Raw genomic sequence first — 16,010 nt, 5'->3', positions numbered from 1 at the left:
ATGGAACGCTTCGAGGGCACCGGCGACTATGTCGCCACCGATGATCTGAAGGTGGCGGTCAACGCCGCGGTGCAGCTGCGGCGCCCGCTGCTGGTCAAGGGTGAGCCCGGCACGGGCAAGACCGTGCTCGCGCACGAGATCGCGCGCGCGACCGGCTATCCGCTCATCGAGTGGACGGTGAAGTCGACCACCAAGGCGCAGCAGGGCCTCTACGACTATGACGCGGTGGCGCGGCTGCGCGATGGCCAGCTCGGCGACCCGCGGGTCAACGACATCGCCAATTACATCCGCCGCGGCAAATTGTGGGAGGCATTCGAGCGCGACACGCCCGCGGTGCTGCTGATCGACGAGATCGACAAGGCCGACATCGAGTTCCCCAACGACCTGTTGCAGGAACTCGATCGCATGGAGTTCCACGTCTATGAGACCGGACAGACCGTGCGCGCCGCCCAGCGCCCTATCGTGGTGATCACCTCGAACAACGAGAAGGAGCTGCCCGACGCCTTCCTGCGTCGCTGCTTCTTCCACTACATTCGCTTTCCCGATCGGGCGACGATGCAGGCGATCGTCGACGTCCACTTCCCCGGCATCCAGACCGCCTTGGTCAGCCGCGCGCTCGACCTGTTCTACGAGGTGCGCGAGGTGCCCGGGATCAAGAAGAAACCGTCGACCAGCGAGCTGCTCGACTGGCTCCGGCTGCTGATGCACGAGGACCTGCCGCTCGAGGTGCTGCAGCAGCGCGACCCGACCAAGGCGATCCCGCCGCTGCACGGCGCTCTGCTGAAGAACGAGCAGGACGTGATGCTGTTCGAGCGGCTCGCCTTCATGGCGCGGCGGCATGCGCCGCGGCCCTGAACGGGCGCGATGTTCCTCGCCTTCCTCGATGCCCTGCGCGCCGCGGGGATCCCGGCGAGCCTCAAGGAGCATCTGCTGCTGCTCGAGGCGCTCGATGCCGCGGTGATCGACCGTTCGCCCGAGCAATTCTACTATCTCAGCCGCGCGATCTACGTGAAGGACGAGGCGCTGCTCGACCGCTTCGACCAGGTCTTCGCCGCGGTGTTCCGCGGCGCGCTGCCGCTCGAGGGCGTCGCACCCGCCGAGCTGCCCGAGGAGTGGCTCCGCGCGCTCGCGCAGCGCCATCTCACTCCCGAGCAGCGCGCGGCGATCCAGTCGCTCGGTTCATGGGATGAGATCATGCGGACGCTGCGCGAGCGGCTCGCCGAGCAGCACGCGCGCCATCAGGGCGGCAGCAAGTGGATCGGCACCGGCGGTACCAGCCCGTTCGGCAACGCGGGCTACAACCCCGAGGGCGTCCGCATCGGCGGCGAACCGACCCAGGCGCGCGCGATGAAGGTGTGGGAGCAGCGCGCCTTCCGCGACCTCGACTCCTCGCGCGAGCTCGGCACGCGCAACATCAAGCTGGGATTGCGCCGGCTCCGCCGCTTCGCCCGCGCCGGTGCCGCGGAAGAGCTGGACTTGGACGCGACCGTCGACGGTACCGCGCGCCAGGGCTGGCTCGACGTGCGCCTGCGCCCGGCGCGGCGCAACGCAGTCAAGCTGCTGCTCTTCCTCGACGTCGGCGGCTCGATGGACCCGTTCGTCAGCGCCTGTGAGGAGCTGTTCTCCGCCGCTACCAGCGAGTTCCGCGACCTCGAGTTCTTCTACTTCCACAATTGCGTCTACGAGGGCGTGTGGAAGGACAACCGCCGTCGTTTCGACGCGCGCACGTCGACGCTCGAGCTGCTCCACACCTATGGCCGCGACTATAAGCTGCTGTTCGTCGGGGACGCGGCGATGAGTCCGTACGAGATCACGCATCCCGGCGGCTCGGTCGAGCACCACAATGACGAGCCCGGCGCGGCCTGGCTGCGGCGACTGACCGAGGCCTATCCCGCCGCTGCCTGGCTCAACCCCGCGCCGGAAGCGCACTGGGATTATTCCGCCTCGACCGCGCTGGTCCGCGACCTGCTGAACGGGCGCATGTTCCCGCTGACGCTCGACGGGATCGACGCCGCCACGCGCGCGCTGGCGCGCCGGCGTTGAGCGCGGCTCAGCCGCGCCAGATCCGCAGCGGGGCGCCCGGCCTCAGCCCGCCCTGGTGCGCCGGGCAGCGCGTGTAGCGGAAGGCCTCGTCGACGCAGAGCCAGAGCTCGTCGAGCCAGCCCTGCTTCGTCGCGGTCACGCTTATCATGTCGGCACGCATCCCCGGATTGACGCGCGCCACCGCGGCGGCCATCGCGCCCGCGGTCAGCGACCGGCGCGACAGCGCCGCCATGTCGGGGAAGCGGAGCCGTCCGTACATCGCGTTCGATTGGCGGAAGTATCGCTCCGGGGAATAGCCTGCCATGCAGGTGCCGTGCTTGGCCCATTCGTGCTGGAGCAGCTGCGCCGAAGGCGTCGCGCAGAGATGGCGGCGCAGCACCGCCGCGGGCAGGATCGCGGTGGAGCGACAATATTGCGGCCACGCCTTGCCCTCGCCGTCGGGCCAAAGCCCGTGGAGCACGAAGCCGAAGCGGTTGGCCGAGCCGCACTGGAAGCGCGCGTCCCGCCCATCGCCGTGGTCGCGACAATATTGCGGGCTCCACGTCACCGCCAGCGTGTAGCTGCCGATCGGCACGCGTCGCGCCGGCTGGCTGGCGCTCGGCAGATCGGGGCGCGGCGCCGCGACCGTGTCGGGCAGCGCGCAGGAGAGCGCCTGCGCGCCAGCGCTCCCGGGTAGCGCCACCAAGGCCGCCGCGGCCATCCAGCGAGTCATGACAGCTCCTCCCTATGGCCGTCGAGATCGTCCTCATCGTCGCCCTCGTCCAACCCGAACCAATCGCGCGCCGCGGGCGCGAACAGCTGCGCCGCCGCGGTCATCTCCAGCGGAACGCGTACCAGCCCGAGCAAGGTCGGCAGCGCGAGCGGCGCACTGAACAGGCCGGGCAGCAGGCCGAGCAGATGGAGCGTCGTCAGCAGCACCACCATCCAGCGCACCCAGGCCACGCCGCGGCGTGCCACCGCATACCACTGGAACAGCGCGATGACGACGTTGAGCCCCAGCGCCGCGACGAGCATCCAGCCGAACCCGGCCGTCCGCAGATCGGTCGCGAGCCGCGTCGACAGCTGATTCCAGGTCAACGCCCAGATGAGCAGCCCCAGCGCGAAGGAGGTCAGGTACAGCCGCTCGAAACGGACGATCGGGGGCGGACGCGTCACGATGACCTCACATGGTTGCGCGCGCGCTCTGCGCCGCCGCGTTCGTCGACGCAAGCGGGCAGGCTCACGCCGCGGCGACGTCGAGCCCGATATCCGCCGCGGGCGCCGACTGGGTGATGCGACCGACGCTGACATAGGTCACGCCGCTCGCGCCGATCGCCCCGATCGTCTCGAGCGAGACCCCGCCCGAGGCCTCGGTCGGCACGCGCCCATCGACCAGCGCCACCGCCTCGCGCAGCATCGCCGGAGGCATGTTGTCGAGCAGCAGGTGGGTCGCCCCCGCCTCCAGCGCGGGCGTGATCTGGTCGAGCCGGTCGACCTCGACGATGATGTCGACGATCCCGGCGGCGCGGGCGAGCGCGGCGGCGGGGCCGACCCCGCCGGCGACCGCGACGTGATTGTCCTTGATCATCGCCGCGTCCCACAATCCCATTCGGTGATTGCGTGCGCCGCCGGTGCGGGTGGCGTATTTCTCGAGCCGGCGCAGCCCCGGCAGTGTCTTGCGCGTGTCGAGCAGCGTCGCGCCGGTGCCCTCCAGCGCCGCGACATAGGCGCCGGTCAGCGTCGCGATCCCCGACAGATGCTGGATCGTGTTGAGCGCCGAGCGTTCCGCGGTGAGCACCGCGCGCGCCGCGCCGGTGACGCGCAGCAGCTTGGCACCCGGCGACACCCGGTCGCCGTCGCGCACCAGCGGCTGGATCGTGGCGTCGGGGTCGAGCCGGCGGAAGAAAGCGGCGGCGAGCGCCACGCCGCAGACGATGATTGCGTCGCGGCTGTCCATCACCGCGGCGAAGCGCGCCGCGGCCGGGATCACCGCGGCGGAGGTGATGTCTCCCACCCCGCCCAGGTCCTCGGCCAGCGTCGAATCGACGAAGGCGTCGGTGTCAAACCCCTCCAGCACAAAGCTCATGGCAACACCTCGCCGGGCGCGACGCCCCACAGCCGCTCGGTCTGGACGAAACCGGCCTGGCCGTGGACGTCGAGGCGGCACCAGCCGTTGCCGCACTGGCTCAAGCGCCCGACCACGCCGGGCTGCGCGCGCCACAGCACGTGCGGGCCGCCGGGGCGGTCGCGCAGCTCGGCGGTCTCGCCGCCGGTGACGATCGCGGTGCGGGTGTGGCTCACCAGCGTGCCGAGCATCCAGCCCTGCGTACCGCCCGGGTCCTCGACCTTGCGCCACTCCTTGAACACGGCGACGACGCGCACCGGCAGATCGGCGCGGACATAGACCCAGCTCGACGGGAAGGTGCGCCCCGGCCCGGTCCGCATCCGCGCGCGCGACGGGCTGAGGGAGGCATAATAGGGCGGCTCGCGCAGGTCGGGCGCGGCGTCTGCCGCCGCCCCGCACGCCATCGCCGCCGCCATCACCGCCGCCATCGCGGCGCGCCGTCTCGCTGAGATCCCGCTGTCCACGCGCGAGTCTGTAAGAGGCGCGCGGCGCGCCAGCAACCGCTTACCGTTGACGCCCGCGCGGGGCTGCGCCACTCCGGGCACATGGCCGATCCGCGACGCTGCGCCCATCCCAAGGTGACCGTCACGCGCGAGCTGCCCGAGGTCGTCATGCAGCGGCTCGAGCAATTGTTCGACACGAGCAACAACCGCGGCGACCGCGCGCTCTCGCGCGACGCGCTCGCCGCCGCGATGGCCGACAGCGACGTGCTGGTCCCCGCCGTCACCGACACGATCGACGCGGCGCTGATCGCCGGCGCGGGCGAGCGGCTGCGCCTGATCGCCAATTTCGGCGCGGGGGTGAACCACATCGACCTGCGCGCCGCCCGCGCGCGCGACATCATCGTCACCAACACGCCCGGCGTTCTCACCGAGGACACCGCCGACCTGGTGATGGCGCTGATCGTCTCGGTGCCGCGCCGCCTCGCCGAGGGCGAGAAACTGGTGCGCTCGGGCCAGTGGACCGGCTGGAGCCCGGGCGGGATGCTGGGCTATCGCATCGGCGGCAAGGCGCTGGGCATCGTCGGCATGGGGCGGATCGGCCAGGCGGTGGCGCGGCGCGCGCGCGCGTTCGGGCTCTCGATCCACTATCACAACCGCCATCGCCTGCCCGCGGCGGTCGAGCGTGAGCTCGGCGCGACCTGGCATGCCGAGCTCGACGGCCTGCTCGGCACGGTCGACGTGCTGACGATCCACACTCCCCTTAATGCCGACAGCCGCGACCTGATCGACCGGCGAAGGCTGGCGCTGCTGCGCCCGCACGTCTTCGTCATCAACGCCAGTCGCGGCGGCATCCTCGACGAGGACGCGCTGGTCGACGCGCTGGAGGCGGGGCGGCTCGCCGGTGCCGGGCTCGACGTGTGGCGCCACGAGCCCGAGATCGACCCGCGGCTGCTCGCGCTGCCCAACGTCGTCATGACGCCGCACATGGGCTCGGCGACGTACGAGGGCCGCGTCGCCTCGGGCGAGCGCGTCATCGCGAATATCCGCAGCTGGGCCGACGGCCATCGCCCGCCCGATCAGGTGCTGGAGGGCTGGGCCTGAGCCCTCGCCGCGGCGCGCGAATGTTGAGAAAGTTGAGCCGCTGGACGGCATCGCGCGCGGGACTCAACATTCGCCCGACATCAGGCAGTGTCGAGATGCTCTGCTCTAAGTGTAGACGGAGCCAAGCTTTCGCACTTCGATGACTGGTCCTTGCCGGTTTAGGGTGGCGCGAATGTTGAGTCATGTGGGAGGCCCGGCGAGATCCGAGAGGGAGGCTGCGCGACCTTTAAGTCTACGCGGCGCGATGATCCGAACCCCTCCCCTTCAGCGGAGGAACCGGGGTGGGGCGTGACCGATAGCGCCGCGCTCGCGGCAGCGCCCCACCCCTCCCCTGACAATGAGGGATGAGTCACCGGACACCGCCCAGCTCTATCGCATCCGCTCCCGCGTAGGACAGCCCCACCCGCGGTCAGCGCCCGAAGGCGGCGCGGTACACCCGCGCCACTCTCGGCAGGTGGCCGTCGGTCAGCTTGGCGTTGATGCCGCCATCGGAGCGATCCCAGTAATTGTGGTGCGACAGGCGCGATCCCTGCGCCACGATCCAGGCGGCGAGCAGCTGCGCGAAGACGGCGGCGCGATCGTCGTCGACGCCCCATTCCGACAGGCCGATCAGCTTGCCGTGGCGCGCGCCGAAGCTCGACAGCCAGGCCAGACCGAACGGCTGCGACAGGCGATAGCCGAAGATCGACCGGCCGCCGTCGCGCATGTTCTGGTCGTCGTACTGGCCCTGGTAGTAGAGATCGAGGCTGACGACGTCGACCACGTCGTCGCCGGGATAGCATTGCTCCGGGTTGATCCCGCCCTCCCCGATGTTGGGGCACCAGTCGAAATAGAAGCGGTGCGAGACCTGGCGGAAGACGCCGGCGATGCGACGCCACGCCGCGACATAGAGCCGTGCCGCCCAGCGCCCGCCCGCGTCGCGCGCGGCGAGCGACTGCGACGGCAGGTTGAACTCCCACGGCAGGCGCACGTAGATGCGGCTGTTCCCGCGCGGATAGGCGGCGAGGATCGCGCTGGCGACGCGACGGTAGAGGTCGTCGCGCTGGCCGGCGGCGACGCTGTCGTAACCGCCCGGACCGCCGACCGGCACCGACCATTGCACCCGCCGACCCTGCGCCAGCACCTCGCGACCGACGCCGGCGATGAAGTCGATCGACTGGTCCAGCTGCTCCCAGCTGTCCTGGTTGAAGTAGAGCAGGTCATGGTCCTGCGGTCGGCCGAGCCACTGCGCCCATCGCCGCATCGCGGCGGGATCGTTGCCCGTGATGGCGCCGAGCTGACGCGTCGGAATGCCGTCCTGGCGCAGGCCGGGCACCTCGCCGGCATGGCCGCGGCACGCCACCAGCGCGGTTGCCGCCGCGCCCGCGCCCAGCCGCAGCGCATCGCGTCGACTTGTCTGCCGCGGCTGATCGGTATCGAACATCATCTTCCTCCTCGAACCCCGTCGCCCGGGTAGAAGTTGCTGCGACTGCGAGATAGCCTGCGGGCCGCCCGCGGCCGCTCCGCTCGCGCCGCACCGACCACCGTTCACCGGCTTCCGTGCCCTGGCTGCGACGAATCGCGGAGGTCGCCGTGCTCTGCCCGATCACCAGAGCTATGCCCGCCGCTCACCACTAAGTCGTTGTTATTTGTGGGTCAGCCCGCAGCGGCCGGGACCGACCGCGGCGCCGCGGCGTTGAGCGCGGCGGAGGTGTGCATGACCGAGGAAGACGAACGCTGGATGCGCGAGGCGATCGCGGTGGCGCGCTCGAAGGGATCGGACCCGTCGACCTCGCCGCTCGGCTCGGTGATCGTGCTCGACGGCAAGGTGCTGGCGGCCGAGCGCAACCAGACCCATGAACTGCCCGACGCGACCGCCCATGCCGAGATGATGGCGATCCGCCGCGCCTGCGAGAACAGCGGCGAACTCGAGCTGCGTGGCGCCACGCTCTACTCGACGCTGCAGCCGTGCGGCATGTGCACGATGGCGTCGATCTGGTCGAAGGTCGGGCGGGTCGTCTACGGCGCCGGCCGCGAGGACGTCCACGCGATGTACTGGGAGGCGCAGCACGTCGACACCTTGTCCTTCATCGCGGACGCGTATCGCGACGACATCGTGATCGAGGGCGGTTGCCTGCGCGAGGAATGCGCCTCGCTCTATTACCCGCCCGACGCCGATCTGCCCGCGGAGGAGCAGGCGAACCTGTGAGGCGGTTGCGCTCCGCCGGATCGCCCGCACTCGGTCGAGCGCTGCCCTGCCCTCTTCCTCCTGCGTCATCCTGAAACAAGTTCAGGATGACGCAGGATGAGATGAAGCGGCGGCGCTCGCGGCCGCACCGCCCTACCCCATCGCCGCCGCGTCCAGCCCGCGATAGCGCTCTACCATCGCGCGCACATCGACCCGCGCGCCGAGCCGCGCGCACAGCAGCGCGGTGCCGCTCACCTTGCGCTGGACGAACAAGGTATCGATCGGCGGCAGGTGCCAGGTCGAGCGGTCGCGCGCCACCACGGTCGCCTCCTCGCGGATCACGCCGACGAAGCGGCGATCGCCGAAGTCGAACAGGCCAGGCCGGCCGAGCTCGCCCAGGATCACATCGATCATGCGGTCGACCGCCGCGCCGTGGCGCTCCACCGCGGCGCGGCCGAGGAAGCCCGCGGCCAGCGCCGCCTCGCGCACGCGCGCGCCGTCGCCGTCTAGCCCCGCCATCAGCAGCCGGTGATAGCCCGCACGCGTCTCCGCGCGCACCGGCCGCGCCGCGCCAAAGTCGAGCAGGACCAACCGCCCCGTTTCCGCCTGCCAGCGGTAGTTGGCGAAATTGGGGTCGGTTTGCATCACGCCCCAGTCGAACAGCTCGCGCAGCACCAGCCGCACCAGCGCCGCGCCGGCGGTGTCGCGCGTCTCCTGCGCCGCCTCGGCGAGCGTCTCAACCGGCGCACCCGCGACGAAGTCCATCGCCAGGACGCGCTCGGTGCTCAGCGCGGGCTCGGCCGCGGGCAGCACATAGCCGGGGTCGTCGCCGAGCAGGTCGCGGTAGCGCTGGAGCATCGCCAGCTCGCGCGCGTAATCGGCCTCCTCGCGCAGCTGGCGCTTGGCTTCCTCAAGCAAAGGCCCCAGGTCAAGCTCGCGCGGCAGCAGCCCGGTGACGCGCAGCAGCGTCGCGACATTGTCGACGTCGGCGTCGATGCTCTCCGCCACGCCGGGATATTGCACCTTGATCGCCAGTACGCGCCCGTCGCGCAACTCGGCGCGGTGGACCTGGCCGATCGAAGCCGCGGCGATCGGATGCGCCTGGAAGTGGCGGAAGCGCTTGCGCCACCGCTCGCCCCATTGCTGCGCCAGCACGCGGTCGAGCTGCGCCGGGGGCATGTGGTGCGCGTTCTCGCGCAGCCGCGCCATGATCGCGGTGAGCTCCGCGGGCAGCACGTCGCCTGCGTCCATCGAGATCATCTGCCCCAGCTTCATCGCCGCGCCGCGCAGCTGGGAGAGCTGGTCGGCGACCCGCGCGGCATTGGCGGGGGTGAGCAGCAGCTCGTTCATGCGCGGCCGCTCGCCGGCGGCGAGCCGCCGCGCGCCCTCGGCGATCACACCGCCGGCGACGCCGCCAGCGAGCTTGCCGAATCCGCCCAGTCGCGACCATCGCCCGCTTGGCACCGCGCGTCCGCGCTCGTCCACCATCCGCTCACTCCTTCGCGCGCCTGCAACGGCCGGGCGCGGCGTTCGGGTGCACGCGGCAACACACACCATTGACAAGCAAATTGATTTATCCGTCTAATCAGAAGCGTAGCCGGGTGGCAGCGGATCACCCTGCGCGGGCGGGAGAGTGACGATGCGGCGAGCGACACGATGGGCGGGCGCGACGGCGCTCGCGGCGCTGATGGCGAGCGGCGGCCACGGGCAACAGGCCAGTCCCTCCGGCGTCGACCTCGCCGACCCGCGCGTCGGCACCGCGCCGCTCGACCGCCCCGAGCTGATCGGCAACGCCCCACCGCCGGGCGAGCCGACCTATTCGGGCATCACCTCGCCGGGTGCGCGGCTGCCGCACAGCGCGGTCGAGGCGGCACCGGTCAACGTCAACGTGCCGCTCACCTACCCCAGCGGCGTCGCGACGCCCTATTACTACAGCAATCCGACGATGATCGGCTTCACCGCGGGCGGCGGGCCGACCTACGGCGGGCGCGCGCAGCCCTTCGTCATGCCCGTGGTCGGCGACTGGACCGTGCCGCCGGCCTCGACTGAGGCCTATTACGACAAGACCAAGGAGGTGGCATCGCCGGGCTATTATGCCGCCGATCTCACCAGCATCGGCGTCAAGGCCGAACTGACCGCGACGCGCGCCACCGGGCTGATGCGCTTCACCTTTCCCGCCACCGAACGGGCGCACCTGATCCTCAATCTCAACCGCCGCGGCGGCGCGATCGAGGTGGTGAACGACCGCACCGTGCGCGGCGCCGCCACCGCCAACGACGATCACGACGCGCGCGACGGCCGCTATTTCGTCGCGATGTTCTCCAAGCCGTTCAAGCGCTTTGGCACGTTCCGCAAGGATCCTGGCGGTGGCCAGGGCTATGGCATCGGGGGCGCGGACGTGATGCCCGACGCGCGCACGATCGAGGGCGGGTTCGCCGGCGCCTACGCCGACTTCACCACCCGCGCGGGCGAGCAGGTGCTCGTCAAGATCGCACACGGCGCGAGCTACGCCGACGCCGAGGCGCGGCTACGCGCGGAGAGCCCGGGCTGGGACTTCGACGGCATGCGTGACGCCGCGCGCGCGGCCTGGTCGGGGCTGCTCGACCGCGTGCAGGTGAGCGGCGGCAGCGAGAAGCAGCGGCGGCTGTTCTATTCCACCCTGTTCCAGTCCTTCGCCAGCCCGCGGCTGATCGCGCGCAAGGGCGAGCGCTTCGCCGACAGCAATGGCAAGGTGCAGACCGCGACGCACGACCGCTACGGCCCGGTGCCGTTCTGGGATACCGGGCGCAACCAGATCGTGCTGCTCGAGCTGCTCGAGCCCAAGGTCGTGCAGGACATCATGGCGTCCGAGCTCGACATGGCGCGCGAGCGCGGCTTCATGAACACCTCGTTCCACGGCGACAATGCGGTCTTCCTGTATCTCGGCGCGATGCGGCGCGGCATCCCGTTCGACTATGCCGCGGCCTATGAATTCATGCGCAAGAACGCGACCGACGCCGCTGGGCCGCGCGGCTATCTCGCCGAGTACATGCGCCGCGGCTGGATCTCGGACGAGGTGCCCGCGGGCAACCCCAGCCCGCCCTATGCGGGCGGCAAGGCAGGCGCGGCGACCACGCTCGAATATGCCTGGGATGATCACGCCATGGCCGAGCTGGCCGAGCGGCTCGGGCGCCGCGACGACGTCGCGCTGTTCCGCCGCCGCGCCGCCAACTGGCGCAACGTGTTCGACAAGCGCAGCGGCTTCGTCCGCGGCCGCACCGAGGACGGCAAGTGGATCGCGCCGTTCGACCCGCAGGAGCCCTATTACAACTTCATGATGAAGGAGGCGTCGGGCTGGTCGACCCTGTGGCTGGTGCCGCACGACGTCGGCGGACTCGCCGGCGCGCTCGGCGGGCGCGCCGCGTTCAACGCCAAGCTCGACCGCTTCTTCGCCACCCCCTACACGCCGAAGGGGATCTGCCGCGACTGCACCGGGATGGTCGGCCAGTATGTCCAGGGCAACCAGCCCGACCAGCACGCGCCTTTCCTCTACGCCTGGGGCGGGCAGCCGTGGAAGACGCAGGCGCTGACCCGCCGCATCCTCGACACGCTGTACGGCAGCGACGCCTCGGGCTTCGGCTATCCCGGCATGGACGACCAGGGCGCGACCTCGTCGTGGTACGCACTGACGGCGATGGGCTTCTATCCGGTCGACCCGTCGAGCGACGTCTACATGCTGGCGAGCCCGGTGTTCGACCGCGCCGCGGTGACCCTCGGCAACGGCAAGGTGCTGGAGATCGTGGCGAAGAACAACGGCGCGGCGAACCCGTACATCCAGTCGGCGACACTCAACGGGCGCCCCTGGACCAAGGCGTGGTTCCGCCACGACGACGTCAAGGACGGCGCGAAGCTCGAGCTGGTGATGGGGCCGTCCCCCAACAAGGCCTGGGGCAGCGCCCCGGCCGACGCGCCGCCGACGCTCACGCCGATGCCGCGGTAGGTACGGGGAGGCGTGGCGGTCGTCTCGGGGTGGTCAGCGGCGGTAGTCGTCACGACGCCGCCCCCCGCCACCCCGGCGGACGCCGGGGTCCAGTCGGGGGACGCACGTGGCGCTCACGAGGACCTTCCCACCTGAGCCCCGGCGTCCGCCGAAGCGATGCGTTTGGGGGGCACTCCCGTGTTCCTGCGCGCGCAGGAACCCAGGGCCACGAATGCTGGCGCCTGACGCCCTGGGCTCCTGCGTGCGCAGGAGCACGGCACGGCCATGATCAAGATGGTCGACCGCCACCAACCTGTTCCCCGGCAAAGGCCGGGGCCCAGTTGCGCGACGGCCGTGACTCCCACGGCGACCTTCCCACCTGGGCCCCGGCCTGCGCCGGGGAACGCCATCAGCGAGAGGGCGTGATTCTCACCCCCGCGCCATGCGCCCGAACGACGGCGGCCGGTCGCCTGGCGCGGTGCCGAAGCGCGACGGCGCGGCGCCCATGGTGAACTCGAGCGTGCCGCCCCTCACCAGGTCACGGTGCGCGATCCAGTTGCGCGTCCACGGCTTACCGTTCCAGCGCACCGATTGGACATAGGGCCGGTCGGGCGCGTTGCCGAGAGCGCGCACGCGCAGCCGGCGCCCGCCGCCCAGGTCCAGCTCGGCCGCGTCGAACAACGGCGAGCCGAACACATATACCGCGCTGACCGGATCGACGGGATAGAAGCCGAGCGAGCTCAGCACGAACCAGGCGCTGGTCTGGCCGCAATCGTCGTTGCCGATCACGCCGTCGGGGTCGGCCTTGTACATCTCGTTGCACAGACGCCGCACCATCGCCTGCGTCTTCCACGGCGCGCCCGCGAAGGCGTAGAGATAGGCGACGTGCTGGTCGGGCTCGTTGCCGTGCGCGTACTGGCCGACCAGCCCCGAGATGTCGGGCGGCGCGTTCTTGGGCAGCGTCGAGGGCGCGCTGAACAAGGCGTCGAGCTTGGCGATGAACGTGGCGTCGCCGCCGAAATGCTCGATCATGCCGTAGCTGTCGTGCTGGTTGAGGAAGGTCGCCTGCCAGCCGTTGGCCTCGGTATAGTCGCGCTGCTTCTCGGGCGCGTGGCCGAGCTGGATCGGATCATAGTCCTTCCACCAGCTGCCGTCGGCGAAGCGCGGGCGCGCGAAGCCGATCGACGGGTCGATCACGTTGCGCCAGTTGCGCGCGCGCCGGCGCAGCGCGGCCGCGTCGGCGGTGGCGCCCGCGGCCTCGGCGATCACCGCCGCGGCCCAGTCGTCATAGGCATATTCCTGCGTGCGGCTGACCGACTCCCAGGTCTTGTCGGCCGGCACGAAGCCGAGGTCCATGTACCATCCGCGCCCGAGCGAGCTGTCCGAATCCTTGAAGTCGCGGTCGAAGGCGCGGCGGCGGAGGTTGGGCCAGGCGGCGGCGTAATCGGCCTTGATCCCCTTGGCGCAGGCCTCGGCCATCACCGACACCGCGTGCCAGCCGATCATCGTGCCCGTCTCCACGCCCTGGAGCGGCCAGACCGGCGGCCCATAGGGGCTCTCGACCGTCTGGCGCACGAGGTCGCGAGTCAGCAGCGCCGCCTGCTCGGGCTTCACCAGCGTGAGCAGCGGGTGGAGCGCGCGATAGGTGTCCCACAAGGAATAGGCGCTGTACGCCGCCTCGCCCGCGGGGACACGATGGACCTGGCGGTCGAGCCCAACGTAGCGACCGTCCCGGTCGGTGAAGAGCGTTGGGCCGACGAGGCAATGGTAGAGCCCGCTCGCCATGATCGTGCGCTCGGCCGCGGTGGCGCCCGCCACCTTGATCGAGCCGAGCTCGCGCGCCCAGCGCCGCCGCGCCGCGGTGGCGGTGGCGTCGAAGTCCCAGCCGGGCGCTTCCTCGGCGAGCGCCTGCCTGGCGCCCGCGACGTCGACCGCGGAGATGCCGGTCTTGATCAGGATCGGTGCGCCGCCCGCCTGATCGTAGAACAGCGCGACCTTAAGCTTCGCGCCCTTGGCGGCGCGCGCGCCAGCGGGCAGCGGCCGGTCGTCGTCGCCGTAGAACTGGACCCGGTCGGGCTGGCGCGAGAGCCGCATCGCGAAGTGGATGCGCCGCCCCTTGGCCCAGCGATGGACGCGGCGGCTGCCGGTGAGCAGCCCGTCGGCGTCGAGTTGGAGCGACGCCTCGTCGACCAGCACGCCCTTGTCCCACACGTCGAGCACCATGTGCGCGAAGTCGACCAGGATGTGCGCCAGGCCGTCGGGGAAACTGTGGCGATGCCAGCCGGTGCGGTCGGTGACGGTCAGCTCCGACAGCACGCCGCTCTCGAGCCGGACGCGATAATAGCCCGGCTCGGCATGCTCGTCGGAGAAGCGCTGGCGGTAGCCCTGGTCGGGGTCGCTGAGCGGTCCGGGCTGGAGCTGGACGGGCCCGCGCGTCGGCACCACCAGTACGTCGAGCATGTCGCCGATGCCGGTGCCCGACAGGTGGGTGTGGCTGAAGCCCATGATCGACGTGTCGGTGCGGTGATAGCCCGAGCAGGAATCCCAGCGGGTGTTGTCGGTGTCGGGGCCGAGCTGGACCATGCCGTGCGGCATTGTCGGGCCAGGGAAGGTGTGGCCGTGGCCGCCGGTGCCGATGAACAGGTCGGGTGCGGTGGCGGCGGGCGCCGCGCCGCCCTGCGCGCGCGCGACGGCGGGGAGCGCGCCGGTCAGGCCGAGCGCGGCGGCGGAGGCGAGCGCCTCGCGGCGGGTGGTGGTCATCTCGGGTCCTTCGGGGTCGGTCAGAGCGGCGTGGCGAGCAGCGCGGGGCGACGCCGCTCCAGATCGAGGATGAGGTCGCCGAACAGCCCGTTGGCCCAGGCGAACCAGGGGCGCGTGAACTTGGCCGGATCGTCCTTGTGGAAGCTCTCGTGCATGAAGCCGGTGCCGGCATGCGTCGCCTTGAGCCAGCGCAGGCATTGCAGGATTTGCGCGTCGTCGTCGCTGTCGAGCGCGCGGCTGACGATCGACATCGGCCAGATCATGTCCATGCCGACATGCGGCCCGCCGATCCCCTCGGCCGCGCTGCCCTTGAAGAAATACGGGTTGCGCTCGCTCCACGCCAGCGCCTGGGTGCGGCGGTAGAGCGGGTCGTCGCGCTTGGCCGCGCCGAGCAGCGGCAGCGCCGAGAGGCTCGGCACGTTGGCGTCGTCCATGAAGATCGCGTTGCCGTAGCCGTCGACCTCATAGGCCCAGACCTCGCCGCCCTGTCCGTCGGGCATCCTGCCGTGCGCCGCCACCGCGGCCTCGACCTCGCTCGCCAGCGCCTCGGCATCGGCGGCGCTGGTGGCGTCACCGGCGGCCTCGCGCTGCACGGTGGCGATCATGCGCAGCGCGCTCACCGCGAACAGGTTGGACGGGATCAGGAAAGGGTAGAGGCAGGCGTCGTCGGAGGGGCGGAACATCGAGTGGATCAGCCCGACCTTGCGCGTCGGCGCGCCGCGCCCCTCGAACATCAGCGTCTCGGTCGGCGACAGGTTGAGCCGCTGGAAGCGGTACGGTCCTTCGTCGCTCTTGCGCTGCTGCTGGCGCAGCGTCGCCACCGCCAGCGCCATCGCGCGCTGCCAGGTGGCGTCGAACGGCGCCTTGTCGCGCGTCGCGGTCCAATAGCCGTGTGCCAGCCGCATCGGGTAGCAGAGCGAGTCGATCTCCCACTTACGCTCGGCGACGCCCGGCTTCATCTCGGTCTTGTCGTCGCGCGCGCCCAGGTTGGAGCGCGCGGTCGGGTCCTCCATGAAGGCGTTGGCATAAGGGTCGATCAGGATGCAGCGCGCCTGGCGCTGGATCAGCCCGTGGAAGAGCCGGCGGAGCGGCGCGTCCTTCGGCGTGAGATGCACGTAGGTCTGCAGCTGCGCCGAGCTATCCCGCAGCCACAGCGCCTCGATGTCGCCGGTGATGACGAAGGCGTCGGGCTTGCCGTCGACCGTGCCGACCTTGGTCACCGTGGTGTCGAGCGTGCTCGGGTAGCAATTCTCGAACAGCCAGGCGAGCTCGGGGTCGGCGATGCGACGCTTCACGCGCGCGATCTCGGCCTCGACCGCGGCGCTGGTGAACTTGCGCTGCGCCTTGGGCGGGCGCTTGCTCGCGAACGCCTGCGCCGCGGCAGGGCGCGGCAGCGCGGCCGCGACCGCCGCCGCCCCCGCGCCCGCCATCAGC

At 71.0% G+C, this 16,010-nt stretch carries 13 protein-coding genes; 5 read left to right on the top strand and 8 right to left on the bottom strand.

From position 1 onward, the window contains the following. Together FHY02_RS03020 and FHY02_RS03015 are read left to right on the top strand one after the other, a co-directional pair. Positions 1-855 (top strand): MoxR family ATPase, encoded by an 855-nt coding sequence (locus FHY02_RS03020; RefSeq protein WP_183920314.1) that lies wholly within the window; start codon positions 1-3, stop codon positions 853-855. A gap of 9 nt (positions 856-864) precedes the next feature. Then, positions 865-2,043: a VWA domain-containing protein gene (locus tag FHY02_RS03015; protein WP_183920312.1), complete on the top strand. Its 1,179-nt coding sequence runs from the start codon at positions 865-867 to the stop codon at positions 2,041-2,043. A gap of 7 nt (positions 2,044-2,050) precedes the next feature. Here the strand turns inward: FHY02_RS03015 and FHY02_RS03010 are convergent, their stop codons facing one another. The 4 genes from FHY02_RS03010 to FHY02_RS02995 form a co-directional block, all read right to left on the bottom strand. Then, complete coding sequence (locus FHY02_RS03010; RefSeq protein WP_183920310.1) at positions 2,051-2,755, bottom strand: ribonuclease T2 family protein; 705 nt, start codon at positions 2,753-2,755, stop codon at positions 2,051-2,053. After that, positions 2,752-3,198 (bottom strand): hypothetical protein, encoded by a 447-nt coding sequence (locus FHY02_RS03005; RefSeq protein ID WP_183920308.1) that lies wholly within the window; start codon positions 3,196-3,198, stop codon positions 2,752-2,754. Before FHY02_RS03005 ends, FHY02_RS03010 begins: the two co-directional genes overlap by 4 nt. 64 nt (positions 3,199-3,262) lie before the next feature. Next, positions 3,263-4,108, bottom strand: coding sequence for a carboxylating nicotinate-nucleotide diphosphorylase (nadC, locus tag FHY02_RS03000; protein ID WP_183920306.1), 846 nt, complete (start codon positions 4,106-4,108; stop codon positions 3,263-3,265). Beyond that, positions 4,105-4,611, bottom strand: coding sequence for an SH3 domain-containing protein (locus FHY02_RS02995; RefSeq protein WP_409322177.1), 507 nt, complete (start codon positions 4,609-4,611; stop codon positions 4,105-4,107). The genes nadC and FHY02_RS02995 overlap by 4 nt, the downstream gene beginning before the upstream one ends. 81 nt (positions 4,612-4,692) lie before the next feature. Between FHY02_RS02995 and FHY02_RS02990 the strand changes: the two genes are divergently transcribed. Further along, a complete protein-coding gene (locus FHY02_RS02990) occupies positions 4,693-5,691 on the top strand; it encodes a D-glycerate dehydrogenase (RefSeq protein ID WP_183920304.1) in 999 nt (332 codons plus the stop codon). A 409-nt stretch (positions 5,692-6,100) separates the two neighbouring features. Here the strand turns inward: FHY02_RS02990 and FHY02_RS02985 are convergent, their stop codons facing one another. Beyond that, positions 6,101-7,114 carry a hypothetical protein gene (locus FHY02_RS02985; protein WP_183920302.1) on the bottom strand — a complete coding sequence of 338 codons (1,014 nt, stop codon included), beginning with the start codon at positions 7,112-7,114 and terminating at the stop codon, positions 6,101-6,103. 273 nt (positions 7,115-7,387) lie between these two features. Here FHY02_RS02985 and FHY02_RS02980 point away from each other — a divergent pair, with 273 nt between their 5' ends. Next, positions 7,388-7,879 (top strand): nucleoside deaminase, encoded by a 492-nt coding sequence (locus FHY02_RS02980; protein WP_183920300.1) that lies wholly within the window; start codon positions 7,388-7,390, stop codon positions 7,877-7,879. A 132-nt stretch (positions 7,880-8,011) separates the two neighbouring features. On the opposite strand, the gene FHY02_RS02975 is transcribed toward FHY02_RS02980, so the two are convergent. Beyond that, positions 8,012-9,346: an AarF/ABC1/UbiB kinase family protein gene (locus tag FHY02_RS02975; protein ID WP_183920298.1), complete on the bottom strand. Its 1,335-nt coding sequence runs from the start codon at positions 9,344-9,346 to the stop codon at positions 8,012-8,014. A gap of 151 nt (positions 9,347-9,497) precedes the next feature. Here FHY02_RS02975 and FHY02_RS02970 point away from each other — a divergent pair, with 151 nt between their 5' ends. Further along, complete coding sequence (locus FHY02_RS02970) at positions 9,498-11,837, top strand: GH92 family glycosyl hydrolase (protein ID WP_183920296.1); 2,340 nt, start codon at positions 9,498-9,500, stop codon at positions 11,835-11,837. 408 nt (positions 11,838-12,245) lie between these two features. On the opposite strand, the gene FHY02_RS02965 is transcribed toward FHY02_RS02970, so the two are convergent. Together FHY02_RS02965 and FHY02_RS02960 are read right to left on the bottom strand one after the other, a co-directional pair. Continuing rightward, the gene (locus FHY02_RS02965; RefSeq protein WP_183920294.1) at positions 12,246-14,576 is read right to left on the bottom strand and encodes a GH92 family glycosyl hydrolase; all 2,331 of its coding nucleotides are present in this window, start codon (positions 14,574-14,576) and stop codon (positions 12,246-12,248) included. A 20-nt stretch (positions 14,577-14,596) separates the two neighbouring features. Beyond that, positions 14,597-16,006: a glycoside hydrolase family 125 protein gene (locus FHY02_RS02960; protein ID WP_221198517.1), complete on the bottom strand. Its 1,410-nt coding sequence runs from the start codon at positions 16,004-16,006 to the stop codon at positions 14,597-14,599. Positions 16,007-16,010 lie beyond the last annotated feature (4 nt).

Source organism: Sphingomonas sp. BK069 (assembly GCF_014193405.1).
In the GTDB taxonomy this organism is placed as follows: Bacteria; Pseudomonadota; Alphaproteobacteria; order Sphingomonadales; family Sphingomonadaceae; genus Sphingomonas.
The sequence above is the reverse complement of the archived record's forward strand: the minus strand, read 5'-3'. Positions and strand labels throughout refer to the sequence as shown.